This window comes from Myxococcaceae bacterium JPH2, from assembly GCA_016458225.1.
Classification (GTDB): Bacteria; Myxococcota; Myxococcia; order Myxococcales; family Myxococcaceae; genus Citreicoccus.
In genome coordinates, this window is sequence record JAEMGR010000030.1 from 82,576 (window position 1) to 105,576 (window position 23,001).

Consider the following 23,001-nt stretch of genomic DNA (forward strand, 5'->3'; position numbering starts at 1 on the left):
CTGGGGGATCCATGGTGGGCGTGAGCCGACGCGTTACGATGGGGCAACGGGGACACGGAGCCGATCGTGGAATCCGGCGTGTTGACTGCAAGGGGGAGTCCCTCTATGTTGCGCGCCCTTTTGCCTGGAAGCCTTGTAGATGGTCGTAAAGATTGAACAAATCAAAGAGACGGGGCTGACGCTCGACGAGCCCGTGGGTCTCCCTCTGCTGACGGAGGTGCTGGAGGGCGCGGCGTCCGGCACGGACACCGGCTTTCAGGCGACCGGTCCGTCCACGCTCCACGCGACCTTCCGCAAGGTCAGCGGCGGCGTGCTGCTCGAGGGCAAGCTCACGGCGCACCTGAAGGCGCCCTGCAAGCGCTGCCTCGCCGACGTGTCGCTCGACCTGCCTGTGTCCTTCCTGCTCAACCTGGTGCCCGCGTCCCTGGCCCGGGGCGACGACTTCAAGGATGACGACGAGTCCTCCATGGAGAAGAAGGAGCGAGGGCAGGGGGAGTCCGGCGGCTCGTTCGAGTTGGAGTCGGCGGACCAGCAGGTCTTCGATGGAAAGACGATCGATCTGGATCCGATCGTCCGGGAACAGGTATTGCTCGCGCTCCCGATGAACGCTGTCTGTCGGGAAGACTGCCAGGGGCTCTGTGCGCAGTGCGGCCAGAACCTCAATGAGAAGAAGTGCGGCTGTGAGACGAAGGTCGTTGACCCTCGGCTGGCACCGCTCAAGAACATCAAGCTGAACTGACGGTCCCTATGCCCCTCGCAAGGCGCGAGGGGGGACGGGATCGAAGCCGAGGTGAGTCGTGGGAGTTCCCAAGAAGCGGACGTCGAAGATGCGCCGGGATCGCCGCCGGGCGGCCAACAACAACCTGCGGTCGGCCGTGCAGGTCATCAAGTGCGCCAAGTGCAAGGAGCCGGTGCTTCCTCACCGCGCCTGCGCGGCGTGCGGAACGTACGGCGGCCGAGAGGTCATCGCGACGCAGGCGTAGTCCACGGACGCCACGCCAGTGCGCCTCGTCCTCGATGCCATGGGCGGCGATCACGCCCCCGGTGCCGTCGTTGATGGGGGCGTACTGTTCGCGCGGGCCTACCCCGGGCACGAAGTCGTGCTGGTCGGGGATGAGGCCCGCGTGCGTCCCGTGCTGGAAAAAGCGGAGCCGCCCGAGAACGTCCTCTTCCGCCATGCCTCCGAGGTGGTGGAGATGGACGAACACGCGTCGGCGGCCTTCCGACGCAAGCGTGATTCCTCGCTCCGGGTGGGCTTCGAGCTCGTCCGAGATGGCGAGGCGTCCGCGTTGGTGTCAGCTGGCAACTCGGGCGCGGTGATGGCCGGAGGGCTGCTGACGCTGGGGCGCATCCCCGGAGTCGAGCGGCCTGCCATCGCGGCGCTGTTCCCAGCGCTCAAGGGCGGTGGGCGGTGCCTGCTGTTGGACGCGGGCGCCAATGTGGACTGCCGGCCCTTGCACCTGGCCCAGTTCGCCGTGCTCGGCGAGGCGTACGTGCGGATGCGATTGGGCATCGCGCGTCCTCGCGTGGCGGTGCTCTCCAACGGTGAGGAGCCCTCCAAGGGCACGGTGCTCACCCGCGAGGCGAGCGCGCTGCTGCGCGGCTCCCCGCTGGAGTTCGTGGGCTACGTTGAGGGCAAGGACCTGTTCTCCGGCGACGTGGAGGTCGTCGTGACGGATGGGTTCACCGGAAATGTCGTGCTCAAGACATCCGAGGGCGTGGGCATGGGCATGGCGGGGCTCATGCGGCAGGCCATCGAGAAGCGGGGCGGCCTGCCCGAGAAGCTCGGTGCGCTGCTCCTCAAGCCGACCCTCGCGGGGCTGCGCCGCGTCATGGATTACGCCGAGTACGGCGGTGCGCCGCTCCTCGGAATCCAGGGCGTGGGCATCGTCGCCCATGGTCGTTCCTCGCCTCGCGCCATCTTCAACGCGCTCGTCACGGCGCTGCAGGCGGCGCGCGCGGGCATGCAGGAGGAAATGACACGTTGCATTCGCAACGCAGCTGCATGGCTCCCTGCCCAGCAGAAGGGAAAGAAGGCGACAGACGCTAACGAATCCGATTAGAGAACGATGGCCGAGCGTTGGGTTCCGAAGACACTCCGGAGTTCCCGTGGAACGCACCCAAATCGTCGGAACCGGTTCGTACGCCCCAGCGCGCGTCCTCACCAATCAGGACTTGGAGCGCCTCGTTGACACCACCGATGCGTGGATTCGAGAGCGCACCGGCATCGAGGAGCGCCGTCAGGCCGCTCCAGATGAGTCCACGAGCGACATGGCCGTCCAGGCGGCAAGGCCCGCGCTGGCCATGGCGGGGCTCCAGCCCGAAGACCTGGACCTCATCGTCGTCGGCACCGTGACGCCCGACATGCCCATGCCCTCCTGCGCGGCCTTCGTGCAGGCGAAGCTGGGGGCTCGGCGCGCCTTTGCCTTCGACGTTGCCGCGGCCTGCTCGGGCTCGCTCTACGCGCTCAGCGTCGCGGACCAGTTCGTGCGCACGGGCCAGGCACGGCGCGCCCTGGTGATTGGGGCGGAGCTCTTCAGCCGGTCGCTCGACTGGTCGGACCGCAATACCTGTGTGCTCTTCGGCGATGGGGCGGGGGCGTTGGTGCTGGCGCCCGCGTCGGAGGCGGAGGACTCCGGCCCTCCGCGCGGCATCCTCTCCACGCACCTGCGCACGGACGGCGCCCACGCGGAGATTCTCACCATCCCTGGCGGCGGCTCGCGCATGCCCATGACGGAGGAGGTGCTGCACGAGCGGCTGAACACCGTCCACATGAATGGCCGGGAGGTCTTCAAGTTCGCCGTGCGAGCCCTGGTCGACTGCACCCAGGAGGCCCTGGCGGCGCATGGGCTCGAAGCGGGCCAGGTGGACCACGTCATTGCGCACCAAGCCAATCTGCGAATCCTGGAGGCGGTGCTGGCTCGGCTGGAGATTCCGCGTGAAAAGTGCTGGCTCAACCTGCACAAGTACGGCAACACGTCGTCCGCTTCGCTGCCCATTTCCCTGGATGAAGCGCTGCGCGCTGGTCGCCTGAAGCGCGGGGACATCATCGTGATGATGGCCATTGGCGCGGGGATGACCTGGGGAACCGCGGTGGTGCGCTGGTAGGACAACAGGAGGTAGGACCGCAACATGTCGAAGGTCGCGTTCGTTTTCCCGGGGCAGGGCAGTCAGGTCGTTGGGATGGGCAAGGATCTCTACGAGGCATTCCCCGAGGCCCGGGCCGTCTTCGACGCCGTGGATGATGCGCTCGGCGAGAAGCTCTCCACGACGTGCTTCGAGGGCCCCGAAGAGGCGCTCAAGCTCACCGCCAACACGCAGCCCGCCATCCTGACGGTGTCCCTGGCCGTCCACGCGGTCTTCGCCAAGCGCGGACCCGCGCCGGCCTTCGTGGCGGGCCACTCGCTGGGCGAGTACTCCGCGCTGGTGGCCGCTGGGGCCATGGGGCTGGCGGATGCCGCCCGGTCCGTGCGCGCGCGCGGCACCTTCATGCAGGACGCCGTGCCCGCGGGCGTGGGGGCCATGGCCGCCGTGCTTGGCCTGGCGCCTGAGAAGGTGAAGGCCGCGTGTGATGCGGCCGCGCAGGGGCAGGTGGTGTCCCCGGCCAACTACAATTCACCCGAGCAGACCGTCATCGCCGGAGACGCCGCCGCCGTCGAGCGCGCGGGCGTCCTGTGCAAGGAGGCGGGCGCCAAGAAGGTCATGCCGCTGCCCGTGTCCGCGCCGTTCCACTGCGCGCTGATGGACCCCGTGAAGCCGCGGCTCGCCGAGGTGCTGGGCCGCGTGTCGCTCTCCGCGCCCCAGGTGCCGGTGGTGACCAACGTGGAGGCGCGGCCGAACTCGGACGTGGCCCGCGTGGTGCCGCTGCTGCTCGAGCAGGTGAGCGCGCCGGTGCGGTGGATCGAGTGCGTGGAGGCCCTCAAGGCCGAGGGCGTCACGCGCGTGATTGAGCTGGGGCCGGGCAAGGTGCTGTGCGGACTCGTGAAGCGCATCACGAAGGACATCGAGACGTTCAACGTGGAGAACACCGCGACCCTGGACAAGGTGCTCGCGGCGCTGGGGGCGCAATGAGCGGCTTCAAGGACAAGGTCGTGCTGGTGACAGGCGGTTCGCGCGGCATCGGCCGGGCGTGTGCGCTGGCGTTCGCGAAGGCGGGCGCGGCCACCGTGGTCATCAGCTACGTGGGCAACGAGGCGGCCGCGCAGGAGACGGTGGCCCTCCTCCAGAAGGAAGGCGCCAAGGCCGAGGCCGTGCGCTTCGACGTGGCGGACGCCACCGCGTGTGGCAGCGCGGTGGACAGCATCATCAAGGCCCACGGCCGGCTGGACGTGCTCGTCAACAACGCGGGCGTCGCGGTGGACGGGCTCGTGATGCGCGTGAAGGACGAGGACTGGGACAAGCAGCTCGACACCAACCTCAAGGGCGCCTTCGCCCTCATCCGCGCCGCCAGCCGTCCCATGATGAAGCAGCGCGGCGGGGCCATCATCAACCTCACCTCCGTGGTGGGCGAGATGGGCAACGGCGGCCAGGCCGCCTACGCGGCCTCCAAGGCGGGCCTCATCGGCTTGACCAAGTCCGTGGCCAAGGAGCTGGCGAGTCGGAATATCCGCGTGAACGCGGTATCTCCGGGTTTCATCGGAACGGACATGACGTCTCACCTCGATGACGACCTGCGGCAGAAGATGACCGCGGGCATCCCGCTGGGGCGGTTGGGCAATGCGGATGAGGTCGCGGGGGCTGTGTTGTTCCTCGCGGGTGACGCGGCGTCCTACATCACCGGTGAGGTCCTGAAGGTAAACGGCGGCATGTACATGTAAGCCACGGTTGGATTGCCGCCGGGCGTGGGATATACCGCGCCCGCCTTACATCGGCCCGGGAGTAACGCCGGGGCCCCATCTGGTTCCCCCTGGAGGGTTCTACACTTATGTCGACGTCAACCATCGACCCCAAGGTCGTCGAGTCCAAGGTCAAGTCCATCATCGCCGACCAGCTCGGGGTGGGGGAGGATGAGATCAAGCCTGAGTCCTCCTTCATCGAGGACCTCGGCGCGGACAGCCTCGACATCGTGGAGCTCGTGATGGCGATGGAGGAGGAGTTCGAGGTCGAGATCCCCGACGAGGAGGCCGAGAACATCAAGACCGTCGGGGATGCCATCAACTACATCAACACCCACAAGAAGTAGCTTGTAGCACCACGGCGTGTCGGGGCAGGTGGAGCGCTGGTAACGGCGTTCCCATGCCCTTCGCGGCCAGCGCGGAGAGGAACGTGACAAACCGTCGAGTCGTCGTCACCGGCACCGGAATGATTTCGGCGCTGGGCACCGGGACCGAGAAGAACTGGCAGGCGATGCTCGCCGGCAAGTCTGGCATCGGTCTCGTCACCCGGTTCGACCCGGGAAAGATCGACGCGCGTATCGCGGGCGAGGTGAAGGACTTCGTTCCGGAGGAGTTCATCGACAGGCGCGAAGTGCGCCGGATGGACCTGTTCGCGCAGTACGCCATGGCCGCTGCGGACATGGCCGTGAAGGAGTCTGGGATTCCCATCGGCCTGGATACGCCCAACGGCTATGCGCCGGAGAAGGTGGGCGTCATCGTCGGCTCGGGCATCGGGGGCATCTCCTCCCTGGAGGAGCAGCACCGCAAGGGCCTGGAGAAGGGGTTCGACCGGCTGTCGCCCTTCTTCATCATCCAGATGATCGTCAACATGGCGCCTGGGCTCATCTCCATGCGCTACAACTGCAAGGGCCCCAACTGGGCTCCTGTGTCCGCGTGCGCCACCAGCGCTCACGCCATTGGTGAGGCCTGGAAGTCCATCCGCCTGGGTGAGACGGACGCGGCCATCGCCGGTGGAGCCGAGGCCTCCATCACCCCGTTGGGGCTGGGTGGCTTCGCGGTGATGAAGGCGCTGTCCACGCGCAATCACGACCCCGCGGGGTCCAGCCGCCCGTTCGACAAGGAGCGGGATGGCTTCGTGATGGGCGAGGGCGCCGGCATCATCATCCTGGAGGAGCTGGAGGCCGCGAAGAAGCGCGGCGCCAACATCCTCGCGGAGCTGGTGGGCTACGGCGCGAACTCGGACGCCTACCACGTGACGCAGCCGGCGCCCGAGGGCGAGGGCGCGGCGCGGTGCATGCGGCTGGCGCTGCAGACGGCGGGCATGCGGCCCGAGGACGTGGGCTACATCAACGCGCACGGCACCTCCACCGAGTTCAACGACGCGAACGAGACCAAGGCCATCAAGGCGGTGTTCGGCGACCACGCCCGCAAGCTGGCGGTGTCGTCCACCAAGTCCATGACGGGCCACATGCTCGGCGCGGCGGGTGGCGCGGAGGCGGTGGTGAGCGTGCAGGTGCTCACGCGCAACGTGCTGCCGCCCACCATCAACCAGACCACGCCGGATCCGACGTGTGACCTGGACTACGTCCCCAACCACGCCCGCGAGGCGAAGGTGGACGCGGTGATGAGCAACTCGTTCGGCTTCGGTGGCACCAACGCGGTGCTGCTGTTCAAGCGCTTCAAGTAGTCCACGGCTCGGCGGCTCGCGTCCTTCCAGGCGCGGGCCTCGCCGAGACCCTCTCTTCCGGGGCGGGGGGCGCAAGCCCTGACCGCCCCGCCTTCTTCGGAGTCCCGGGTGAGAATCCTCCTTGCTTCCGACCACGCGGGCATCGAGCTGCGCCAGGAGCTGGTCGCGGCGCTCAAGGAGCGCGGCGTCGCCTTCGAGGACGCGGGCCCTCAGACGCGTGAGTCGGTGGACTACCCCGACTTCGCGTCCAAGGTGTCGCGGGCCGTGGCGGCGGGCGAGGCCACGCTCGGCGTACTCGTGTGCGGCACGGGCATTGGGATGAGCATCGTGGCCAACAAGCACCGCGGCGTGCGCGCGGCCTTGTGCACCACCGAGTTCGAGGCGCGGATGGCGCGTGCCCACAACGACGCCAACGTGCTGTGCCTGGGCCAGCGCGTGGTGGGGGCCGGCGTGGCGCGCGGCATCCTGGAGGCGTTCCTGTCCACCGCCTTCGAGGGCGGGCGCCACGAGAAGCGCGTTCAGAAGATTCGCGAGGCGGAATCGCAGGGCTAGTTCGCCCGTTACCCGCAGTCTTTGCACCGAGGGAACCCATGGAGAACACCCGCACGCTGGTCCAGGTTGATCCGGAGATCGCGCACGTCCTCCGCGAGGAGACGCAGCGCCAGGAAGAGGGCCTGGAGCTCATCGCCTCGGAGAACTTCGTCAGTCCGGCGGTGATGGAGGCGGTGGGCTCGGTGCTCACCAACAAGTACGCCGAAGGCTACCCCGGCAAGCGCTACTACGGCGGTTGCGAGGTGGTGGACGTGGCCGAGAACCTGGCCATCAGCCGCGCGAAGGAGCTGTTCGGCGCGGACTCGGTCAACGTGCAGGCGCACTCGGGCAGCCAGGCGAACATGGGCGCGTACATGGCGCTGATGAAGCCGGGTGACACCATGCTGTCCCTGGACCTGAACTCCGGCGGACACCTCACCCACGGCGCGGCCTTCAACTTCTCCGGCAAGCTCTACAAGGTCGTCCACTACGGCCTGACGCGCGACACGGAGACCATCGACTTCGCGCAGGTGGAGTCGCTGGCCAAGGAGCACAAGCCCAAGGTCATCGTCGTGGGCGCGAGCGCCTATCCGCGCACCATCGACTTCGCGAAGTTCCGTGAGATCGCCGACGCCGTGGGCGCCGCCATGATGGTGGACATGGCCCACATCGCGGGCCTGGTGGCCGCGGGCGTGCACCCCTCGCCGGTGCCCTTCGCGGAGATCGTCACCACCACCACGCACAAGACGCTGCGCGGTCCGCGCGGCGGCATGGTGCTCAGCCGCGAGCCGTTCGCCAAGGTCATCAACAGCCAGATCTTCCCGGGCATCCAGGGCGGACCGCTGATGCACGTCATCGCGGGCAAGGCCGTGGCCTTCAAGGAAGCGCTGACGCCCGAATTCAAGGCCTACCAGCGGCAGCTCGTCGCCAACGCGAAGGCGCTGGCCGAGGCGCTGAAGTCGGCGGGGCTGCGGCTGACGTCGGGCGGCACGGACAACCACCTGATGCTGGTGGACCTGCGCCCCAAGAACCTCACCGGCAAGGTGGCCGAGGCGGTCCTGGACAAGGCTGGCATCACGGTGAACAAGAACATGATTCCGTTCGACCCGGAGAAGCCGATGGTCACGTCCGGCATCCGGGTGGGCACGCCCGCCATCACCACGCGCGGCATGCGCGAGGCGGACATGGCCGTGGTGGGCCGGCTCATCGGCGACGCGCTGGACCACGCGCAGGACGATGCGGCGCTGGCGCGGATCCGCGGGCAGGTGAAGGAGCTGGCGAAGGGCTTCCCGCTGTATGCCTCGCGGCTGAAGTAGAAGGAGCCTGTCCCCTCCCGTGCGCTGCCCCTTCTGCCAGGACGCCGAGAACAAGGTCATCGACTCGCGCGAGTCGCACGAGGGCTCGGTCATCCGCCGACGCCGCGAGTGCCTGGCGTGCAAGCGACGCTTCACCACGTATGAGCGGGTGGAGGAGCTCTACCCGCTCATCGTGAAGAAGGACGGCCGGCGCGAGGCGTTCGACCGGGAGAAGATCCTCAATGGCCTGAAGAAGGCCTGCGAGAAGCGGCCGGTGTCGGTGGACCAGATGGAGTCCACCATCGAGGACATCGAGCGGGTGCTCCAGGGGATGGGGGAGAAGGAAGTCCCCTCGTCCTATCTGGGCGAGCAGGTGATGCGCCGGCTCCAGCAGATGGACGAAGTGGCGTATGTGCGCTTCGCGTCCGTGTACCGCAGCTTCCGCGACATCGCCGAGTTCATGCACGAGTTGAAGGACCTGCTCGAGGACTCGGAGCGCGAGCGAAAGGCAAAGCCTGCTGCGCCTCCGGTCAAGGGCGGTTAGGAAGGGCGTATGCGGTTGCTGACGCGGGCACGGTTGGAGGCCTCCCGGACGCCTCGGGCGAAGCGCGCGGCGGACTTCGACCGCGCGGTGGCCGAGTTCTTCATGCGCATCGCCCTGGAGGAAGCCTCCAAGGGCCTGGGGCGCACCAGCCCCAACCCCGTGGTGGGCGCGGTGCTGGTGAAGGGCGGCAGGATCATCGCGCGCGGCTTTCACAAGAAAGCCGGCACGGCCCACGCGGAGGTCGTCGCGCTGGAGGCCGCTGGCACCAAGGCGCGCGGCGCGGACCTCTACACGACGCTGGAGCCGTGCGACCACTATGGCCGCACGCCGCCGTGCAGCCTGGCCATCCTGGAGGCCGGCGTGCGCCGCGTCTTCTGTGGCTCGGCGGATCCGAACCCGCTGGTGAGCGGCAAGGGCGTGGCGCGGCTGCGGCGCGGCGGGGTGAAGGTGGTGACGGGCGTGCTCCAGGAGGAAGCGGACGCGCTCAACCGGCCCTTCTTCCACGTGCTGCGCACGGGCCTGCCGTGGGTGACGATGAAGGCGGCGGTGACGCTCGACGGCAAGCTGGCCACGGCCACCGGCGACTCTCGCTGGGTGACGGGCGAGGCGGCGCGCGCGTGGGTGCATCAGCTTCGCGACCGGGTGGACGCCATCCTCGTGGGCGCCAACACGGTGCGGCTGGACGACCCGAAGCTCACCACGCGGCTCCCCGGTGGCGGCGGCAAGGACGCGGTGCGCGTGGTGGTGGACTCGCGGCTGCGGCTGTCGGCCAACGCCACGGTCTTCACGCAGCGCAGCTCGGCGCGCACGGTGGTGGCCACGCTGGAGGACCCCGAGGGCCGCAAGGCGCGGAAGCTCGCGGCGTTGGGCGTGGACGTGTGGCAGGTGCGCGCCAAGAAGGACCGCGTGGACCTGACCGCCCTGTTGCGCCGCATGGCCAAGGCGGGGATGAGCCACGTGCTCGTCGAGGGTGGCTCCGAGCTGTACGCCTCCCTGCTGCGCGAGCGGCGGGCCAACGCGCTCGCCCTCTTCCTGGCGCCCAAGCTGATTGGCGCCTCCGGCCTGTCCTGGGCGGGCGACCTGGGCGTCCAGGCCATGTCCCAGGCCTTGAAGGTGAAGAACCTCACCTTGGAGCACATCGGCGAGGACGTCCTGCTCCAAGCGCTGCTGTGACGCGCGGGCGCATCCGGGCTCGCCTTTGGTGATAAGCCCGGCGCCATGTTCACCGGTCTCATTCAGGATGTGGGGGTCGTGGAGCGCGTCGTCCCCGGCGCGATGACCGACCTGTGGATTCGCACCGCGCTGGGCGCGGCCCAGTTCGAGCTGGGCGAGTCCATCGCCGTGGAGGGCGCGTGCCTCACGGTGGTGTCGCGCTCGGCGGACACCTTCCAGGTCCAAGCGGCGCCCGAGACGCTGCGGCGCACCACCCTGGGGGCCTTCCGGCCCGGGGACAAGGTGAACCTGGAGCGCGCCCTGGCGCTGGGGGACCGGCTGGGCGGGCACCTGGTGGCGGGGCACGTGGACGCCGTCAGCCAGGTGCTGGAGACGTACGCCGAAGGGGGCTCATGGGTGATGGTCTTCGCGCTGCCCCCCGAGCTGGCCCCGTGCTTCATCGAGAAGGGCTCGGTGGCCATCGACGGCATCAGTCTGACGGTGAACACCGTGGGGGCGGACCGGTTCAGCGTCCAGCTCATCCCGGAGACGCAGGAGCGCACCACCCTGCGGGCCAAGGGGGTGGGGTCGCGGGTGAACCTGGAGGGGGACCTGATTGGCAAGTACGTGGCCCGGCTGTTCACGCTCCGGGGCGGGCAGGCGGGCCCGGGGCTGACCGAGGCGGCCTTGCGGGCCGCGGGCTTCGGGGCTCGGGAGTAGCGACGCGGGCGCGCGGATGGTGTAGGACGCGCGCCATGCCTCGCTATTTCGAAGGGGATTTCCTCCCGCCCAAGGGCCGGTTCGCCATCTGCGTGGCGCGCTTCAACAGCTTCATCACCGAGGAGCTGCTGAAGGGCGCAGTGGACACGCTGGTGCGTCACGGCGTGGCGGACGGGGACATCGATGTCTTCCGCTGTCCGGGGACGTATGAGCTTCCCGGCCTCACGCGCCGCGTCGCGGAGACGCGCCAGTACGCGGGAATGATTACGCTGGGCGCCGTCATCCGGGGCGGCACGCCTCACTTCGACTACGTGGCCGGGGAGTGCGCCAAGGGCATCGGCTCGGTGGCGTTCAACGCGGCGGCGGGCACTCCGGCGACGGCGGTGACGTTCGGCGTGCTGACGTGCGATACGGTGGAGCAGGCCATTGACCGGGCGGGCGTGAAGGCGGGCAACAAGGGCGCCGAGGCCGCGGTGGCGTGCATCGAGATGGTGAATCTCTTCGCGCGCATGGCCGCGCCGGAGAAGAAGGGTTAACGCGGATGGGCGCGCGTAGAACGGGACGCGAGCGGGCGCTTCAGGCGCTCTACCAGCTCGAGATGACCCCGAGTGGCAGCTCGGCCGAGGCGCTTGCCTCGGCGTGGGCGGCCTCCCAGGAGGACGGCAAGCCGGAGCCCGACGCGGTGAAGTTCGCCCGCGAGCTGGTGGACGGGGTGCAGGGCCACCTGACCGAGATTGATCAGCTCATCGAGAAGCACAGCCACAACTGGCGGCTGGACCGCATGTCCCGCATCGACCGGAACGTGCTGCGGCTGGGCATCTTCGAGCTGAAGTACCGCCCGGACATCCCCCGCAAGGTGTCCATCAACGAGGCGGTGGAGCTGGGCAAGAACTTCGGGACGGAGGAGTCGAGCGCCTTCGTCAACGGACTCCTGGACCGCGTGGCGGTCGCACTCGGGAAGCCGTGAGCCAGACGACCCCCCTGGATGTGGGCTTCGAGGGCCTGGACGCGCTGGGCGACGTGGATGCCCTGTGTCTGTTCGTGGCCGAGGACGATCGCCCCCTGCCGGCCACGGCGGGGTTCGTGGACTGGCGCCTGTGCGGCGCGCTGTCTCGGGTACTCCAGGGGGGCTTCTTCACCGGAGTGAAGGACGACTGGCTCCTGTTGCCATCGGACGGGAAGCTGCCCGTGCCGCGCATCTTCGTGGTGGGCCTGGGCCCCCGGAAGAAGCTCGACGCCGCTTCTCTGGGAGCGGCGTTGGCCGGCGCGGCGACGGTGCTGGGCCGGGCGAAGGTGAACGCGGTGGCCCTGGAGGTCCCGGCGGGGGGGCTCCTGGATGACACCGCCCGGATGGAGGCCTACCAGCGGCACTTCCTGCCGGCGTTCAAGGGAGGACGGGTGTCCCTCCTGGCGGACAAGGCGCTCGTGCGATTGCTGCCAGCCCGCAAGGGCTGACGCTCGGCGGACGCACCCCGAGTCTGGTAGCATCGGGGGCCCGGGGCGAGAGCGCGCATGAGGTTCAAGGTGCTGATCGTGGAGGACTCCAAGGCGTCGCGCGAGTTCATCGCCGCGACCGTGGAGGCCGTGGACGAGGTGGAAGCCATCAGCACCTCCAGCGGCTTCGAGGCGCTCAAGCTGCTGCCGCGCCACCGGTTCGACCTCATCATCACCGACATCAACATGCCCGACATCAACGGGCTGGAGCTCATCAACTTCGTCAAGAAGAACCCCAACTACCGGGACGTGCCGCTGTTCATCATCACGACCGAGGGGCGTGACCAGGACCGAGAGCGCGGCATGGCCCTGGGCGCGGCGGAGTACCTGGTGAAGCCGTTCGTGCCGGGCAGCCTGGAAGGGCTCCTGCGGCGGTACCTGAAGCTCCCGTGATGACCGGCGCCAAGGCATTGGCGGAGTTCGTCGCCGAGGCCACGGAGATCCTGGATGCCCTCGGGCGGGACCTGCTCGCCCTGGACGAGGTGCGCGGGCGCGACGACGCGGACCCCGAGCGGGTCAACGGCCTGTTCCGCGCGGCGCACTCGCTCAAGGGGCTGGCGGGCCTGTTCGGGCAGGAGCGCATCGCTCGGCTGGCGAACGGCGCCGAGGACCTGCTGGACCGGCTGCGACTGGGGCGCCTGCGGCTGGACGACGCGGTGCTGGACTCGCTGGTGGACGCGCTGGACACGTTCCAGTCCCTCCTGGCCGAAGCGTCGCGAGGCGAGGAGACGGACGGCCTGAGCCGGCGCGCCGAGGACATGGCGACGCGGCTGGCCCGACTGGGTTCGCCGCCGCGCGCCGCCGAGGAGGATCCGCTCGAGCGGTTGGAGCTGGACCCGCAGGTCCGCGCCGTCTTCACCGAGTACGAGGAGCACCGGCTGCGCGAGAACGTGCGCCGGGAGGTGTCGCTCTGGCGGGTGCGTGCCGCGTTCGATTTGTCCGATTTTGATCAAGGGCTGGCGGACCTGAACGCGCGCCTCAAGCCGCTCGGGGAGATCATCAGCACCTTGCCGTCGGCGCGGCCGGGCGGGGTGAACGGCATCGCGTTCGATCTCATCTTCGGCGCGCAGGTCAACGGCGACGCGCTCACGGCGGGGCTGCTGGGCACTCCCGCGGAGCTGTTCCAGCTTCCGGTGCGTCCGGTGCTCGGGGCGATGCCCGTGGCGGCGGTGGCTCCGACCGAGGCCGCTCCCAGCCCGAAGGCACGACGCGGAGGCGGCCGGAAGAAGGCGGCCCGCGCGCCGACTCCCTCGGAAGAGCCCCCGGTGCTCCCAGCGACGGAGGGCAAGACGGGCGAGGCTCCTCGCCCCGCGCCCGTGGCTCCGCCGCGCATGCGCGCCGTGCCGGCGGTGGAGAGCGCGGCACCCGTGGTGACAGAGGCCGGCTCGGCGCGTCCCGAGGTGGAGCCGTCGCTGCGCTCGCTGACGCAGACGGTGCGCGTGGACATCGGGCGGCTGGATGGGCTCATCAACATGGTGGGAGAGCTCCTGCTCATCAAGGCGAACCTCCAGCGGCTCGCGGAGACGACGCGGCAGGATGGCGCCATCGCGGTGTCGAAGCTCTTCGGGCAAGAGCTGGCGCGCGAGACGCGGCAGCTCGAGCGCAAGCTGGAGGCGCTCCAGGAAGGGCTGCTCGAGGCGCGCATGGTGCCGGTGGGTCAGGTGTTCGACAAGCTGGCCCGACTGGTGCGTCGCATCGCCCGCGATGCGGGGAAGGAGATCGACTTCGTCATCAGCGGCGGCGAGGTCGAGCTGGACAAGCTCATCGTCGAGGAGCTGAGCGATCCGCTCATGCACCTCATCCGCAACGCCATCGACCATGGCGCGGAGCCTCCGGAGGCGCGGCTCGCGGCGGGCAAGTCGCGGCGCGCGGTGGTGCAGCTGCACGCCGAGCAGAAGGGCAACCACGTCGTCATCAGCGTGAGCGACGACGGCTCGGGCATCGACGAGACCGGGGTGCGAGACGTGGCGCTCGCGCGGCGGCTCGTCACGCCCGCGCAGGCGGCGGAGATGAGCCGTCGTGAGCTGCTCAACCTCATCTTCCTGCCTGGCTTCTCCACGCGCGACCGGGTGAGCGAGCTGTCCGGCCGAGGCGTGGGCCTGGACGTGGTGAAGAACAACCTGGGCAACCTGTCCGGCATCATCGACGTGTGGAGCGAGCGAGGGCGCGGCACCGCGTTCCACCTGACCTTGCCGGTGACGCTGGCCATCATCCGCGCGCTGGTGGTGGGCGTGAGCGGCCGCACGTACGCGGTGCCGCTCAACAGCGTGCTGGAGATCCTCGCGGTGCGGCCGGAGGACATCAGCACGGTGGAGCGCCGGGAGGTGCTGGACCTGCGGGGCCAGACGCTGCCGTTCCTGCGCCTCGCGCGGCTGTTCCATCTGCCGGAGCGCCCGGTGGGGCGTCACTTCGTGGTGGTGGTGGGCCTGGCGCAGCAGCGCATGGGCATCGCGGTGGACGAGTTGCATGGGCAACAGGACATCGTCACCAAGCCCCTGGGTGGTCGCTTGCGCTCGGTCCGGGGCATCTCGGGGGCCACGGACCTGGGCAACCGCCGCACCGTGTTGGTGCTGGATGTGGCGGAGCTGCTGGAGGAAGGCATCGCCCAGGAGCGGCGCCGCGCCTGAGCCCCGCGCACCTCACCGTGCGGGCTGCTATCCTTGGCCGCTGTGCCCCGCTTCGACTCGCTGCTCGACGACTTCTTCTACCGACCGGACGAGGACGTCTCGGGGCTGGTGGACTTCGCGGCTGGCAGCCACGGCGCGACGCCCCAGGCCGTGGAAGAAGTGCCCGAGGAGTACCTGTCCTTCCTGCTGGAGGACGAGTGCTACGCGGTGCCGCTGCTCGCCGTGCGGGAGATCTGCAAGGTGCCGCCCCTGACGGAGATTCCGCGCGCGGAGCCCTGGCTGTTGGGCGTGATGAACCTGCGCGGCGAGCTGCTGCCCGTGTACGACGTGAAGCTGCGCCTGCGGCTCGCGGAGGTGCCCGCGAAGGTGGCGGGGCCGGAGGCGCTGCCTGCGCCCCGTGCGGCGCGCATCCTGGTGCTGAAGACGGAGGAGGGGCCCGCGGGTGTGTGGGTGGACAGCGTGCTGGGGGTGGTGCGGCTCAAGCCCTCGATGTTGGAGGCGGCGCCGCCGGGACTTCGTGGCGAGCGCGACTGCGTGGTGGGGCTGGGCCGCCGAGGCTCGCAGCTCTACATCCTCCTGGACCCCGAGCTGGCGCTCGCCTCATGACGAACCCCGTGAACCTGTTGGCGCGCCGCCCTCGCGCGGTGACGGAAGCGGACGCCGCCGCGCATGACCCCGTCGTGCAGTTGTGCGCCTTCTTCGTGGGCCGCGAGGAGTACGTGCTCGACATCCAGCGGGTGGAGGAGATCCTCCCGCTCCAGCGCGTCATCCCCATCCCGCACACGCCCTCGTTCGTGGAGGGCGTGCTGCACTTGCGCGGCGCCATCCTCCCCGTGGTGGATTTGCGGCGGCGTTTGCAGGGACAAGAGGGGCCCGCGACGCCCAAGACGCGGCTGCTCGTGTGCAGGGTGGGGAATCGGCGCGTGGTGGTGCGGGTGGACCGGGTGGCCGAGGTGCTGCGGGTGCGCCGGGCCGACATCCAGCCCGCGCCCGCCGTGGTGAGCGCGGGACGTTCTCCGTTCGTGGTGGGCGTGTGCGGGCCTCCCGAGCGGCTGCGCCTGTTGCTGGACATCAAGGCGCTCCTGCGCTCGGAGCTGGAGCGTGAGGCAGCGCGGCCCGGAGGGGCGGAATGAGCGACGTGGCCGACGTGCCTTCGCGCGAGGAGGCGCGCTACCGGGCGATGCAGGCCTTGGATCCGCTCGCGTCGGACGCGCTGGAGTCCTTCATCGGGGGCCTGCACGACGAGAGCTGGCGGGTGAGGCACGCCGCCGCGGAAGGACTCCAGCGGCTGCCGGAGGCCTCCCGGGTCGCGACGCGGCTGATCTCCGTCCTGGGAGAGCGTGGCGAAGCGGGCGCACGCAATGCCGCGGCCGAGGCGCTGGCGGGCCTGGGCGACGCGGCGCTGGGGCCGCTGGTGCGCTTGCTCGCGCACGAGGACCCGGATCAGCGCAAGTTCGCGGCGGACATCCTGGGGCAGCTCGGGCGGCGGGGCGACGTGGTGGAGTCCGTGCTCGTGCGAGCCCTGGGCGATGGGGACCTCAACGTGCGCGTGTCCGCCGCCGAAGCGCTGGGGCGCGTGGGGGGCGCGGGCGCGGCGCGGGCGCTGGAGTCCCTCCTGGACGCCGATGAGTCGCTGCTCCGGCTGGCGGCGCTGGAGGGCCTGGCGCTGCTGGGCCAGCCGCCGCCGCTGGACGTGGCGCTGGCGCTGGCGGACGACGTGAGCCTGCGGCGCAGCGCCCTGCGCGTGCTGGGGCTGAGGCCCGAGCGCGCGGCCCTGGAGCGCGTCTGCGCGGGGCTGGGGGTGGCGTCTCGCTCGGTGCTCGAGGCGGCCCTGGGCGCGCTGGGGACGCAGGTGGCGCGGCGTGACGGAGCCCGGCGCGACGAGCTGGATGTGCTCGTGCGAGGTGCGCTGGCGAAGCTGCCCGACGCAGCCTCGCGCGTGCAGCGGGCGCTGGAGTCGGAGGACGTGTCGGTGCGGGCAGGCGCGTTGCTCGCCGCGGGCGTGCTGGAGGACGCGGCGCTCGCGGTGCCCGTGGCGGAGGTGGCGCGAGAGGATCGGCTGCTGCGCGAGGTGCTTCACACGCTGGGGCGACTGGGGCCCGAGGGCGGACGGGTCCTGCTGCGGCACATGGGTGAGCTGTCCCTGCCTGCGCGCACGGCGGCGACCGAGGCGCTGGTGGACCTGGTGGATGCCGACTCCGTGCCGGCGCTGGAGTCGCTGCTCGACTGGGCCGAGGACGATCTGCGCGCCGTGGTGGTTCGGGCGCTCGGGCGCACGAGCGCTCCCGAGGCGGTGCGTCCGCTGGTCGAACTGCTCGGAGACCCATCACTGTCGGGCGCGGCGATGCGCGCGTTGGTCGCGCTGGCCGAGCCCCATGCGAGCGCGGTGCTGAAGGCGCTGGATGAGTCCGTGTCTCGACGCGCGACGCCCGCGGCGGTGGCGGTGCTCGGTCGGGTCGGGGGAGCGCTCGCGCTGCCGGTGCTGCGGCGCCTGGCTCGGGATGCGGAGCCCGCGTGGCGCGCGGCGGCGGTGGAGGCCGCGGGCGAGGTGGACTTCCGCGCGGGCGGCGAGCTGGCGCGTGGCGCGCTCGCGGACGAGGCCGCGGCGGTTCGCATCGCGGCGGTGCGCGCCACGGGACGTCTGGGCGGGCCGGACGCGGCCGCGCTGCTGCGCCCCGCGCTCGCGGATGAGGACCTGGGCGTGCGGCTGGCGGGCGTGGACGCGGTGGGCGAGTGTGGCGCGCTGGAGCGGGTGCCGGAGCTGGAGATGCTCGCGCGTCACGAGGACGGCGCGCTGGCGGTGCAGGCCGTGCGCGCGCTCGCGAGGCTGGGCGCGGCGGGGCCGGAGGTGCTCCGAGGCGCGGCGGGCCATGCGGACTCGGAGGTGGTCAAGGCCGCGCTGGCGGCGGGCGCGGGGACGCCACCGGGATGGACGTTGGCCGAAGCGCTGTTGGGCCATGCCGAGTGGGATGTTCGCGCGGCGGCGGCGCGGGTACTGGGGGACGTGGAGGGGCCTGGAGCCGAAGAGGCCCTGCGGCTGGCGCAGCGAGCGTTGGGCGCCGAGACGGACAGCCTGGCGCGGCGGGCGCTCCTGGACACGGTGGAGCGCCTGTCGCGGCGATAGGGTGAGGAGGGGGGACTCGGGTGGCACGCTTCGATGAGAGTCGGCCAGAGATGACGGTGGAGCAGTTCCGCCTGCTGCGTGACCACGTCTACTCGCACTGCGGCATCCTGGTTCATGACGACATGAAGTTCGTGATGGAGCGCCGGCTGTGGCCTCGCTTGGAGGCGCTGGGCCTGGCGGACTTCGGCGCCTACCACCGCTTCCTGCGCTACGACGTCCAGCGCCACGCGGAGCTGGAGGCCGCCGTCGAGTCGCTCACCACGCACGAGACGTACTTCTTCCGCGAGCCCGTTCAGCTCCGAGCCTTCACCGACGAGCTGTTCCCCCTGCTGGAGAAGCGGAACGGACGGTTGAAGCGGCTGCGCCTGTGGTCGGCGGGATGTTCGTCCGGCGAAGAGGCCTACACGCTGGCCATGCTGCTCAAGGAGAGCCGGCGCTTCGACGAGTGGGACGTGGAAGTGTACGGGACGGATATCTCCAGGCGTGTGCTGGCCACGGCCCGGCGAGCGGAGTACGGGCCGAGCGCGCTCCGGGCCACGGCGCCGGAGATGCTGGAGCGCTACTTCGTGCCGCTGCCGGGCAACCGCGTTCGCGTGCGCGACGACGTGCGGGCGTGGGTGAGCTTCGGACACCAGAACCTGCTGGACGAGGCCAGCAGCCATCTCGTCGCCCGGATGGACGTCGTCTTCTGCCGCAACGTGATGATCTACTTTGATCAATCCGCGCGGCGCCGCGTGCTGCGCATCATCCGCGACCGGCTCAACCCGGGCGGCTACCTGCTGCTGGGCCACTCGGAGAACCTGCTCAACCTGGGCGCGGACTTCGAACTGGTGCACCTGCGCGGGGACCTCGTCTACCGCAAGCCCGAGCTGCCGGGTGGAGAGGTGCGCTGATGATCCGGCCGCTCTCCGTGCTCGTCATCGACGACTCGGCGCAGAACCGTCGCACGCTCACCACGCTGCTGGAGTCGGCCTCGGACGTGCGGGTGTTGGATCGGGCCGCGGATGGCGAGGAGGGGCTGCGCAAGGTCCTCGAGCTCAAGCCGGACGTGGTGACGTTGGACCTGGAGATGCCTCGACTGGGGGGCTACACGTTCCTGCGGCTCTTGATGCGCACGGCGCCCACGCCGGTCATCGTCATCTCCAGCTACGCGCACCGGTCGGACGTCTTCAAGGCGCTGGAGCTGGGCGCCTTCGACTTCATCGCGAAGCCCGCGCGAGGCACGCCCGAATCCTTGGAGCAGCTTCGCGCGGAGCTGCTGGAGAAGGTGCGCGCCGCTCGCCACGTGCGGACGGCCGCGCGCATGCCCGCGCCCGCTCGGGGCCCGGTGGTGGCGGGCGAGGCGCCTCAGGTGCTCGCCATCGGCGCGTCGACGGGCGGGCCTCCCGCGGTGCAGCGACTGTTGGAGGGACTGACGTCCGAGCCCTCGCCGTGCGTGCTCGTGGGCCAGCACATGCCCGCGCACTTCACGCGCGCGTTCGCGGACCGCTTGGATCGAATGGGCCCCTTCACGGTGACCGAGGCGCGCGAGGGCGACGTGGTCGAGCCCGGGCACGTCTTCATCGCGCCAGGCGGGCGGCACCTCGTGGTGTCGGAGCGCTCGGGGCGGCTGGAGCTGCACACGCCGGCGCCGGTGGGACAGGACAAGTACGCGCCCTCGGTGGACCGCTTGTTCGAGAGCGTGGCGCAGGTGCTCGGCGCTCGGGCGGTGGCGGTGGTGCTGACGGGCATGGGCTCGGATGGCGCTCAGGGCGCCCGGGCCGTGCACGCGGCGGGTGGCGAGGTCTGGGCCGAGTCCGAGGAGACAGCGGTCGTCTTCGGGATGCCGCAAGAGGCCATCGCCACGGGCGCGGTGAAGCGGGTGTTGCCGTTGGGGGAGATGGGGCCGGCCCTGGCGTCGCTGGTGCGCAGGCGGCGAGGCACCTGAGGGGCGTTGTCGGATTTCGAGCGGGGAGCGCCGGACACATTCCGGGGCCGCGCGAGGCCAGGGTGTTAGGCTGCGAGCATGTCGCAGCAGATCCGCGCGCTGGTGGTGGATGACTCGCAAGCCATGCGGCGCAGCATCATGTACGCACTCCAGCGTCTCGGCGGGGTCACCTGCATCGAGGCGCAGGACGGCGCCGAGGGCCTGAAGAAGCTCACCACGCAGGGGCGCTTCGACCTGGTGCTGACGGACATCAACATGCCGTTGATGGACGGGTTGAAGTTGATCAGCCACATCCGGCAGGCGACCGACCACCGCACCGTGCCCATCGTCGTCATCACCACCGAGGCCGCTGCGGTGGATCGCCAGCGCGCGATGGTGTTGGGCGCGAGCGCGTATCTGGTGAAACCCGTGCAGGCCAAGGTGGTGGTGGATACGGTGAAGGAACTGCTGAACCTCGAATGACTTCCCTGGAGCCGCGCAGGCGAATGGAAACCGTCCTGGACGTGCAAGGGCTGGCGAAGACGTATGGCGCGGTGCGGGCGGTGGAGGGGCTGACCTTTCGGGTGGCGCCCGGTGAGGTGCTGGGCTTGGTGGGGCCCAACGGCGCGGGGAAGACCTCCACGCTGCGCTGCCTCGCGGGAATCCTGCCGCCCTCGACCGGGCGCGTGCGCGTGGCGGGCTTTGACCTCGCGATGATGTCGGTGGAGGCGAAGCGAGAGCTGGCCTTCCTGCCGGATGAACCGCGCTTCTTCGAGTACCTCACGGTGTGGGAGCACCTCAACTTCACGGCACGGCTCTACGGCGTGGAGGACTGGGAGGCTCGGGCGCGCGGGCTGCTGGAGGAGATGGAGCTGGGGGGCCGCGAGCGTGCACTGCCTGGAGAGCTGTCCCGCGGCATGAAGCAGAAGCTGTCCATCGCGTGCGGCTTCCTGCACTCGCCTCGGCTCATCCTCCTGGACGAGCCGCTCACGGGGTTGGATCCGCTGGGCATCCGCCGGATGAAGGCATCGCTGCGGCGCAGGGCGGAGCAGGGCTCGGCGCTGGTGCTGTCGTCGCACTTGCTCCCGCTGGTGGAGGAGCTGTGCCACCGCATCCTCGTCATCGCCAAGGGACAGGTGGTGGCGCTGGGCACGCTCGCGGAGATCCGGGAGCGATTGAGCGGACCTGGGGGCGCGAACACCTCGCTCGAAGACTTGTTCGTGCGCATCACGGGGGGCGATTTGGACCACGCGCGGACGGAGCTTGGCGGACCGTGAGTCTGCACGGCGCGGTGTTTTTCGTGTGGCTGCGCTCGGGGCGCAATCGCGTCCTGCGTCAGCTCCAGCGGCTGAAGCGCCCGCGCTATCTCGTGGGCGCGCTGGTGGGGCTCGCCTATCTGTACTCCCTCGTGGGGCGCACGCTGCTGTTCCGCGAGGGGGCAGGGAGCGCACCTCCGGGCGTGCGGCTCTTCGCTGAGCTGTCCTTGGTGGTGTCGGTGTGGGGGACGCTGTTCAGCGCCTGGGCGCTGGGCGCGGATCGCCCCTCGCTGACGTTCACGGAGACCGAGGTGCAGCAGTTGTTTCCGGCGCCCGTCACGCGTGGCGCCTTGCTGCACTACAAGCTCGCGAGGAGCGTCATGGGCACCGCCGCGGGCGCGCTGGCGGCGACACTCTTCGTCGGGCGATGGGTCAGCTCCACTCCAGGGCTCTTCTTCCTGGGCGCATGTCTGTCTTTGACGACGCTGTCGCTACATGGCACCGCGGCTTCGTTCATGCGCACGCGGTTCGCGGCGCGCGGTGGATGGGCCGTGTTCGCGAGATGGGCCGTGCTGGCCTTGGTGCTCGCGGGCGTGGGATGGGTGGTCCTGGACGCGCTGCGAACGCATCCGCTGCCTTCGGGCATTGGGTCGGCGCGGCAGGGACGCCAGTGGCTGCTGTCCTTCCTCGACGCTCCGGGCCCGCGCGCGGTGCTGTGGCCGGGGCGTTTGTTGGTGGGCCCGGCCCTGGCCAAGAGCACCGATGACTTCCTTGCCGCGCTCCCGCCCGTGCTCTTGCTCCTGGTGGCGCATTACGTCTGGGTGTTGTGGGCGCAGACGCCCTTCGAGGAGTCCGCGCTCGTCCGCGCCGAGGCCCGCGAGCGGGAGCGGGCCGTGCGAGCCCCGGGGCGTGGTGCCGCGATGGGAGGCATTCGCGTGGGGCGCCAGCCGTTCACGCTGAGGGCGCGCGGCCGGCCGGAAGTGGCGCTGATCTGGAAGAACCTCATCGCCCGCAAGCGGATGGGCGGAGGGCTGATCTGGCTGCTCATCACCGTGGTGCTCGGCGGGACGCTGGCGGCGCTGTTGGGAGATCCGACGGTGCTGGAGGACTCGCGGCGGGTCGTGAGCCCGCTGTGTCTCACGCTGGCGGTGGTGATGGCGGTGGTGGGCCCGAGCGCGTTCCGGATGGATCTCCGCATGGACCTGCCGAAGCTGGAGCTGCTGCGAGTGATGCCGCTGGCGGGCTGGCAGGTGGTGGGCGCGGAGCTGGCGGCCTCCGCGCTGACGCTGGGCGCGTTCCAGGTGGCGCTGTTGGCGGGAGCGCTGCTCGTGGGCCGTGAGGAAGACCTGGGCTTCGAGGGCGCATGGGTGCCCGCGCTGCTCGGGCTGATGGCGTTCTTACCCGCGCTCTCGCTGGCGGGCTTGTTCGTGCAGAATGCGGCGGTGGTGCTGCTGCCCTCGTGGGTGCCCGTGGGCATGGAGCGCGCGCGCGGCATCGAGGCGCTGGGGCAGCGGTTGCTGACCTTGGCGGGGACGCTCGTCGTGACGTTGGTGGGGCTGGTCCCCGCGGCCTTCGTGGCGCTGGTGGTGGGCTACCCGCTGTTCGACCGGTTCGGCGCGTGGGCCTTCTTCGTCGCGGGACTCGTGGCGGCGGCTGTCCTCGCGGGCGAGGTCTCGTTGGGCACTCGCTGGCTCGGAGGAGTCTTCGAGGCGCTCGACCTCGCGGATGAGCAGACGGAGTAGCCACACGATGCGCCGCCCGTTGAACACTGCCGGAACCTCGTGACGGGTCGGCACGCGCGGCCTCACTACACTCCGCGCGCTCGCGAGA

Annotated in this window: 26 protein-coding genes; all 26 read left to right on the plus strand. The window is 70.2% G+C overall.

Going from position 1 to position 23,001, the window contains the following annotated elements; translation table 11 throughout:
- Nucleotides 1-139 precede the first annotated feature (139 nt).
- The 26 genes from JGU66_30445 to JGU66_30570 all read left to right on the plus strand — a co-directional run bounded on the left by JGU66_30445 (nucleotide 140) and on the right by JGU66_30570 (nucleotide 22,913).
- On the plus strand, nucleotides 140-739 hold the full coding sequence (locus JGU66_30445; GenBank protein ID MBJ6765105.1) for a DUF177 domain-containing protein: 600 nt from the start codon (nucleotides 140-142) through the stop codon (nucleotides 737-739).
- A 58-nt stretch (nucleotides 740-797) separates the two neighbouring features.
- Nucleotides 798-983: a 50S ribosomal protein L32 gene (gene rpmF / locus JGU66_30450; protein MBJ6765106.1), complete on the plus strand. Its 186-nt coding sequence runs from the start codon at nucleotides 798-800 to the stop codon at nucleotides 981-983.
- Nucleotides 984-1,001: 18 nt separating this feature from the next.
- Nucleotides 1,002-2,063: a phosphate acyltransferase PlsX gene (plsX, locus tag JGU66_30455; protein MBJ6765107.1), complete on the plus strand. Its 1,062-nt coding sequence runs from the start codon at nucleotides 1,002-1,004 to the stop codon at nucleotides 2,061-2,063.
- Nucleotides 2,064-2,109: 46 nt separating this feature from the next.
- Nucleotides 2,110-3,108, plus strand: coding sequence for a ketoacyl-ACP synthase III (locus tag JGU66_30460; protein MBJ6765108.1), 999 nt, complete (start codon nucleotides 2,110-2,112; stop codon nucleotides 3,106-3,108).
- A 24-nt stretch (nucleotides 3,109-3,132) separates the two neighbouring features.
- Nucleotides 3,133-4,071 carry an ACP S-malonyltransferase gene (gene fabD, locus JGU66_30465; protein ID MBJ6765109.1) on the plus strand — a complete coding sequence of 313 codons (939 nt, stop codon included), beginning with the start codon at nucleotides 3,133-3,135 and terminating at the stop codon, nucleotides 4,069-4,071.
- Nucleotides 4,068-4,817 carry a 3-oxoacyl-[acyl-carrier-protein] reductase gene (gene fabG / locus JGU66_30470; protein MBJ6765110.1) on the plus strand — a complete coding sequence of 250 codons (750 nt, stop codon included), beginning with the start codon at nucleotides 4,068-4,070 and terminating at the stop codon, nucleotides 4,815-4,817. The genes fabD and fabG overlap by 4 nt, the downstream gene beginning before the upstream one ends.
- A 107-nt stretch (nucleotides 4,818-4,924) precedes the next feature.
- Nucleotides 4,925-5,182, plus strand: a complete 258-nt coding sequence (acpP, locus tag JGU66_30475; protein MBJ6765111.1) for an acyl carrier protein — start codon at nucleotides 4,925-4,927, stop codon at nucleotides 5,180-5,182.
- Between the two features lie 83 nt (nucleotides 5,183-5,265).
- Complete coding sequence (gene fabF / locus JGU66_30480) at nucleotides 5,266-6,522, plus strand: beta-ketoacyl-ACP synthase II (protein ID MBJ6765112.1); 1,257 nt, start codon at nucleotides 5,266-5,268, stop codon at nucleotides 6,520-6,522.
- A 108-nt stretch (nucleotides 6,523-6,630) separates the two neighbouring features.
- Nucleotides 6,631-7,074, plus strand: coding sequence for a ribose 5-phosphate isomerase B (rpiB, locus tag JGU66_30485; GenBank protein MBJ6765113.1), 444 nt, complete (start codon nucleotides 6,631-6,633; stop codon nucleotides 7,072-7,074).
- 38 nt (nucleotides 7,075-7,112) lie between these two features.
- Nucleotides 7,113-8,369, plus strand: a complete 1,257-nt coding sequence (locus JGU66_30490) for a serine hydroxymethyltransferase (protein ID MBJ6765114.1) — start codon at nucleotides 7,113-7,115, stop codon at nucleotides 8,367-8,369.
- A 19-nt stretch (nucleotides 8,370-8,388) separates the two neighbouring features.
- Entirely contained in the window at nucleotides 8,389-8,892 is a 504-nt protein-coding gene (gene nrdR, locus JGU66_30495; protein ID MBJ6765115.1) for a transcriptional regulator NrdR, read from the plus strand.
- Nucleotides 8,893-8,901: 9 nt separating this feature from the next.
- Nucleotides 8,902-10,065 (plus strand): bifunctional diaminohydroxyphosphoribosylaminopyrimidine deaminase/5-amino-6-(5-phosphoribosylamino)uracil reductase RibD, encoded by a 1,164-nt coding sequence (gene ribD, locus JGU66_30500; protein MBJ6765116.1) that lies wholly within the window; start codon nucleotides 8,902-8,904, stop codon nucleotides 10,063-10,065.
- Between the two features lie 45 nt (nucleotides 10,066-10,110).
- Nucleotides 10,111-10,764 carry a riboflavin synthase gene (locus JGU66_30505; protein ID MBJ6765117.1) on the plus strand — a complete coding sequence of 218 codons (654 nt, stop codon included), beginning with the start codon at nucleotides 10,111-10,113 and terminating at the stop codon, nucleotides 10,762-10,764.
- 35 nt (nucleotides 10,765-10,799) lie between these two features.
- A complete protein-coding gene (ribE, locus tag JGU66_30510) occupies nucleotides 10,800-11,300 on the plus strand; it encodes a 6,7-dimethyl-8-ribityllumazine synthase (protein MBJ6765118.1) in 501 nt (166 codons plus the stop codon).
- Nucleotides 11,301-11,305: 5 nt separating this feature from the next.
- On the plus strand, nucleotides 11,306-11,731 hold the full coding sequence (gene nusB / locus JGU66_30515; protein MBJ6765119.1) for a transcription antitermination factor NusB: 426 nt from the start codon (nucleotides 11,306-11,308) through the stop codon (nucleotides 11,729-11,731).
- Nucleotides 11,728-12,219: a peptidase M17 gene (locus tag JGU66_30520; protein ID MBJ6765120.1), complete on the plus strand. Its 492-nt coding sequence runs from the start codon at nucleotides 11,728-11,730 to the stop codon at nucleotides 12,217-12,219. Before nusB ends, JGU66_30520 begins: the two co-directional genes overlap by 4 nt.
- A 57-nt stretch (nucleotides 12,220-12,276) precedes the next feature.
- Nucleotides 12,277-12,651: a response regulator gene (locus JGU66_30525; protein ID MBJ6765121.1), complete on the plus strand. Its 375-nt coding sequence runs from the start codon at nucleotides 12,277-12,279 to the stop codon at nucleotides 12,649-12,651.
- On the plus strand, nucleotides 12,648-14,885 hold the full coding sequence (locus JGU66_30530; protein ID MBJ6765122.1) for a chemotaxis protein CheA: 2,238 nt from the start codon (nucleotides 12,648-12,650) through the stop codon (nucleotides 14,883-14,885). The genes JGU66_30525 and JGU66_30530 overlap by 4 nt, the downstream gene beginning before the upstream one ends.
- Nucleotides 14,886-14,927: 42 nt before the next feature.
- Nucleotides 14,928-15,491: a purine-binding chemotaxis protein CheW gene (locus tag JGU66_30535; protein ID MBJ6765123.1), complete on the plus strand. Its 564-nt coding sequence runs from the start codon at nucleotides 14,928-14,930 to the stop codon at nucleotides 15,489-15,491.
- Complete coding sequence (locus JGU66_30540; GenBank protein MBJ6765124.1) at nucleotides 15,488-16,018, plus strand: chemotaxis protein CheW; 531 nt, start codon at nucleotides 15,488-15,490, stop codon at nucleotides 16,016-16,018. Before JGU66_30535 ends, JGU66_30540 begins: the two co-directional genes overlap by 4 nt.
- The gene (locus JGU66_30545; protein MBJ6765125.1) at nucleotides 16,015-18,009 is read left to right on the plus strand and encodes a HEAT repeat domain-containing protein; all 1,995 of its coding nucleotides are present in this window, start codon (nucleotides 16,015-16,017) and stop codon (nucleotides 18,007-18,009) included. Before JGU66_30540 ends, JGU66_30545 begins: the two co-directional genes overlap by 4 nt.
- A 20-nt stretch (nucleotides 18,010-18,029) precedes the next feature.
- On the plus strand, nucleotides 18,030-18,902 hold the full coding sequence (locus JGU66_30550) for a protein-glutamate O-methyltransferase CheR (GenBank protein ID MBJ6765126.1): 873 nt from the start codon (nucleotides 18,030-18,032) through the stop codon (nucleotides 18,900-18,902).
- Complete coding sequence (locus JGU66_30555) at nucleotides 18,902-19,936, plus strand: chemotaxis response regulator protein-glutamate methylesterase (protein ID MBJ6765127.1); 1,035 nt, start codon at nucleotides 18,902-18,904, stop codon at nucleotides 19,934-19,936. Before JGU66_30550 ends, JGU66_30555 begins: the two co-directional genes overlap by 1 nt.
- A 78-nt stretch (nucleotides 19,937-20,014) precedes the next feature.
- Nucleotides 20,015-20,398 carry a response regulator gene (locus JGU66_30560; protein ID MBJ6765128.1) on the plus strand — a complete coding sequence of 128 codons (384 nt, stop codon included), beginning with the start codon at nucleotides 20,015-20,017 and terminating at the stop codon, nucleotides 20,396-20,398.
- Nucleotides 20,399-20,421: 23 nt separating this feature from the next.
- Nucleotides 20,422-21,192 (plus strand): ABC transporter ATP-binding protein, encoded by a 771-nt coding sequence (locus tag JGU66_30565; GenBank protein ID MBJ6765129.1) that lies wholly within the window; start codon nucleotides 20,422-20,424, stop codon nucleotides 21,190-21,192.
- Nucleotides 21,189-22,913 (plus strand): ABC transporter permease, encoded by a 1,725-nt coding sequence (locus JGU66_30570; protein MBJ6765130.1) that lies wholly within the window; start codon nucleotides 21,189-21,191, stop codon nucleotides 22,911-22,913. The genes JGU66_30565 and JGU66_30570 overlap by 4 nt, the downstream gene beginning before the upstream one ends.
- Nucleotides 22,914-23,001: the final 88 nt, after the last annotated feature.

What these genes read in the sequence shown, in the direction of transcription:
- fabG (MBJ6765110.1), top strand. Translation starts at nt 4,068, where the DNA reads ATGAGCGGCTTCAAGGACAAGGTCGTGCTGGTGACAGGCGGTTCGCGC.
- JGU66_30555 (MBJ6765127.1), top strand. Translation starts at nt 18,902, where the DNA reads ATGATCCGGCCGCTCTCCGTGCTCGTCATCGACGACTCGGCGCAGAAC.
- JGU66_30490 (MBJ6765114.1), top strand. Translation starts at nt 7,113, where the DNA reads ATGGAGAACACCCGCACGCTGGTCCAGGTTGATCCGGAGATCGCGCAC.
- nusB (MBJ6765119.1), top strand. Translation starts at nt 11,306, where the DNA reads ATGGGCGCGCGTAGAACGGGACGCGAGCGGGCGCTTCAGGCGCTCTAC.
- ribE (MBJ6765118.1), top strand. Translation starts at nt 10,800, where the DNA reads ATGCCTCGCTATTTCGAAGGGGATTTCCTCCCGCCCAAGGGCCGGTTC.
- fabD (MBJ6765109.1), top strand. Translation starts at nt 3,133, where the DNA reads ATGTCGAAGGTCGCGTTCGTTTTCCCGGGGCAGGGCAGTCAGGTCGTT.
- JGU66_30505 (MBJ6765117.1), top strand. Translation starts at nt 10,111, where the DNA reads ATGTTCACCGGTCTCATTCAGGATGTGGGGGTCGTGGAGCGCGTCGTC.
- JGU66_30445 (MBJ6765105.1), top strand. Translation starts at nt 140, where the DNA reads ATGGTCGTAAAGATTGAACAAATCAAAGAGACGGGGCTGACGCTCGAC.
- JGU66_30540 (MBJ6765124.1), top strand. Translation starts at nt 15,488, where the DNA reads ATGACGAACCCCGTGAACCTGTTGGCGCGCCGCCCTCGCGCGGTGACG.
- acpP (MBJ6765111.1), top strand. Translation starts at nt 4,925, where the DNA reads ATGTCGACGTCAACCATCGACCCCAAGGTCGTCGAGTCCAAGGTCAAG.
- JGU66_30560 (MBJ6765128.1), top strand. Translation starts at nt 20,015, where the DNA reads ATGTCGCAGCAGATCCGCGCGCTGGTGGTGGATGACTCGCAAGCCATG.
- ribD (MBJ6765116.1), top strand. Translation starts at nt 8,902, where the DNA reads ATGCGGTTGCTGACGCGGGCACGGTTGGAGGCCTCCCGGACGCCTCGG.
- JGU66_30545 (MBJ6765125.1), top strand. Translation starts at nt 16,015, where the DNA reads ATGAGCGACGTGGCCGACGTGCCTTCGCGCGAGGAGGCGCGCTACCGG.
- JGU66_30525 (MBJ6765121.1), top strand. Translation starts at nt 12,277, where the DNA reads ATGAGGTTCAAGGTGCTGATCGTGGAGGACTCCAAGGCGTCGCGCGAG.
- JGU66_30565 (MBJ6765129.1), top strand. Translation starts at nt 20,422, where the DNA reads ATGGAAACCGTCCTGGACGTGCAAGGGCTGGCGAAGACGTATGGCGCG.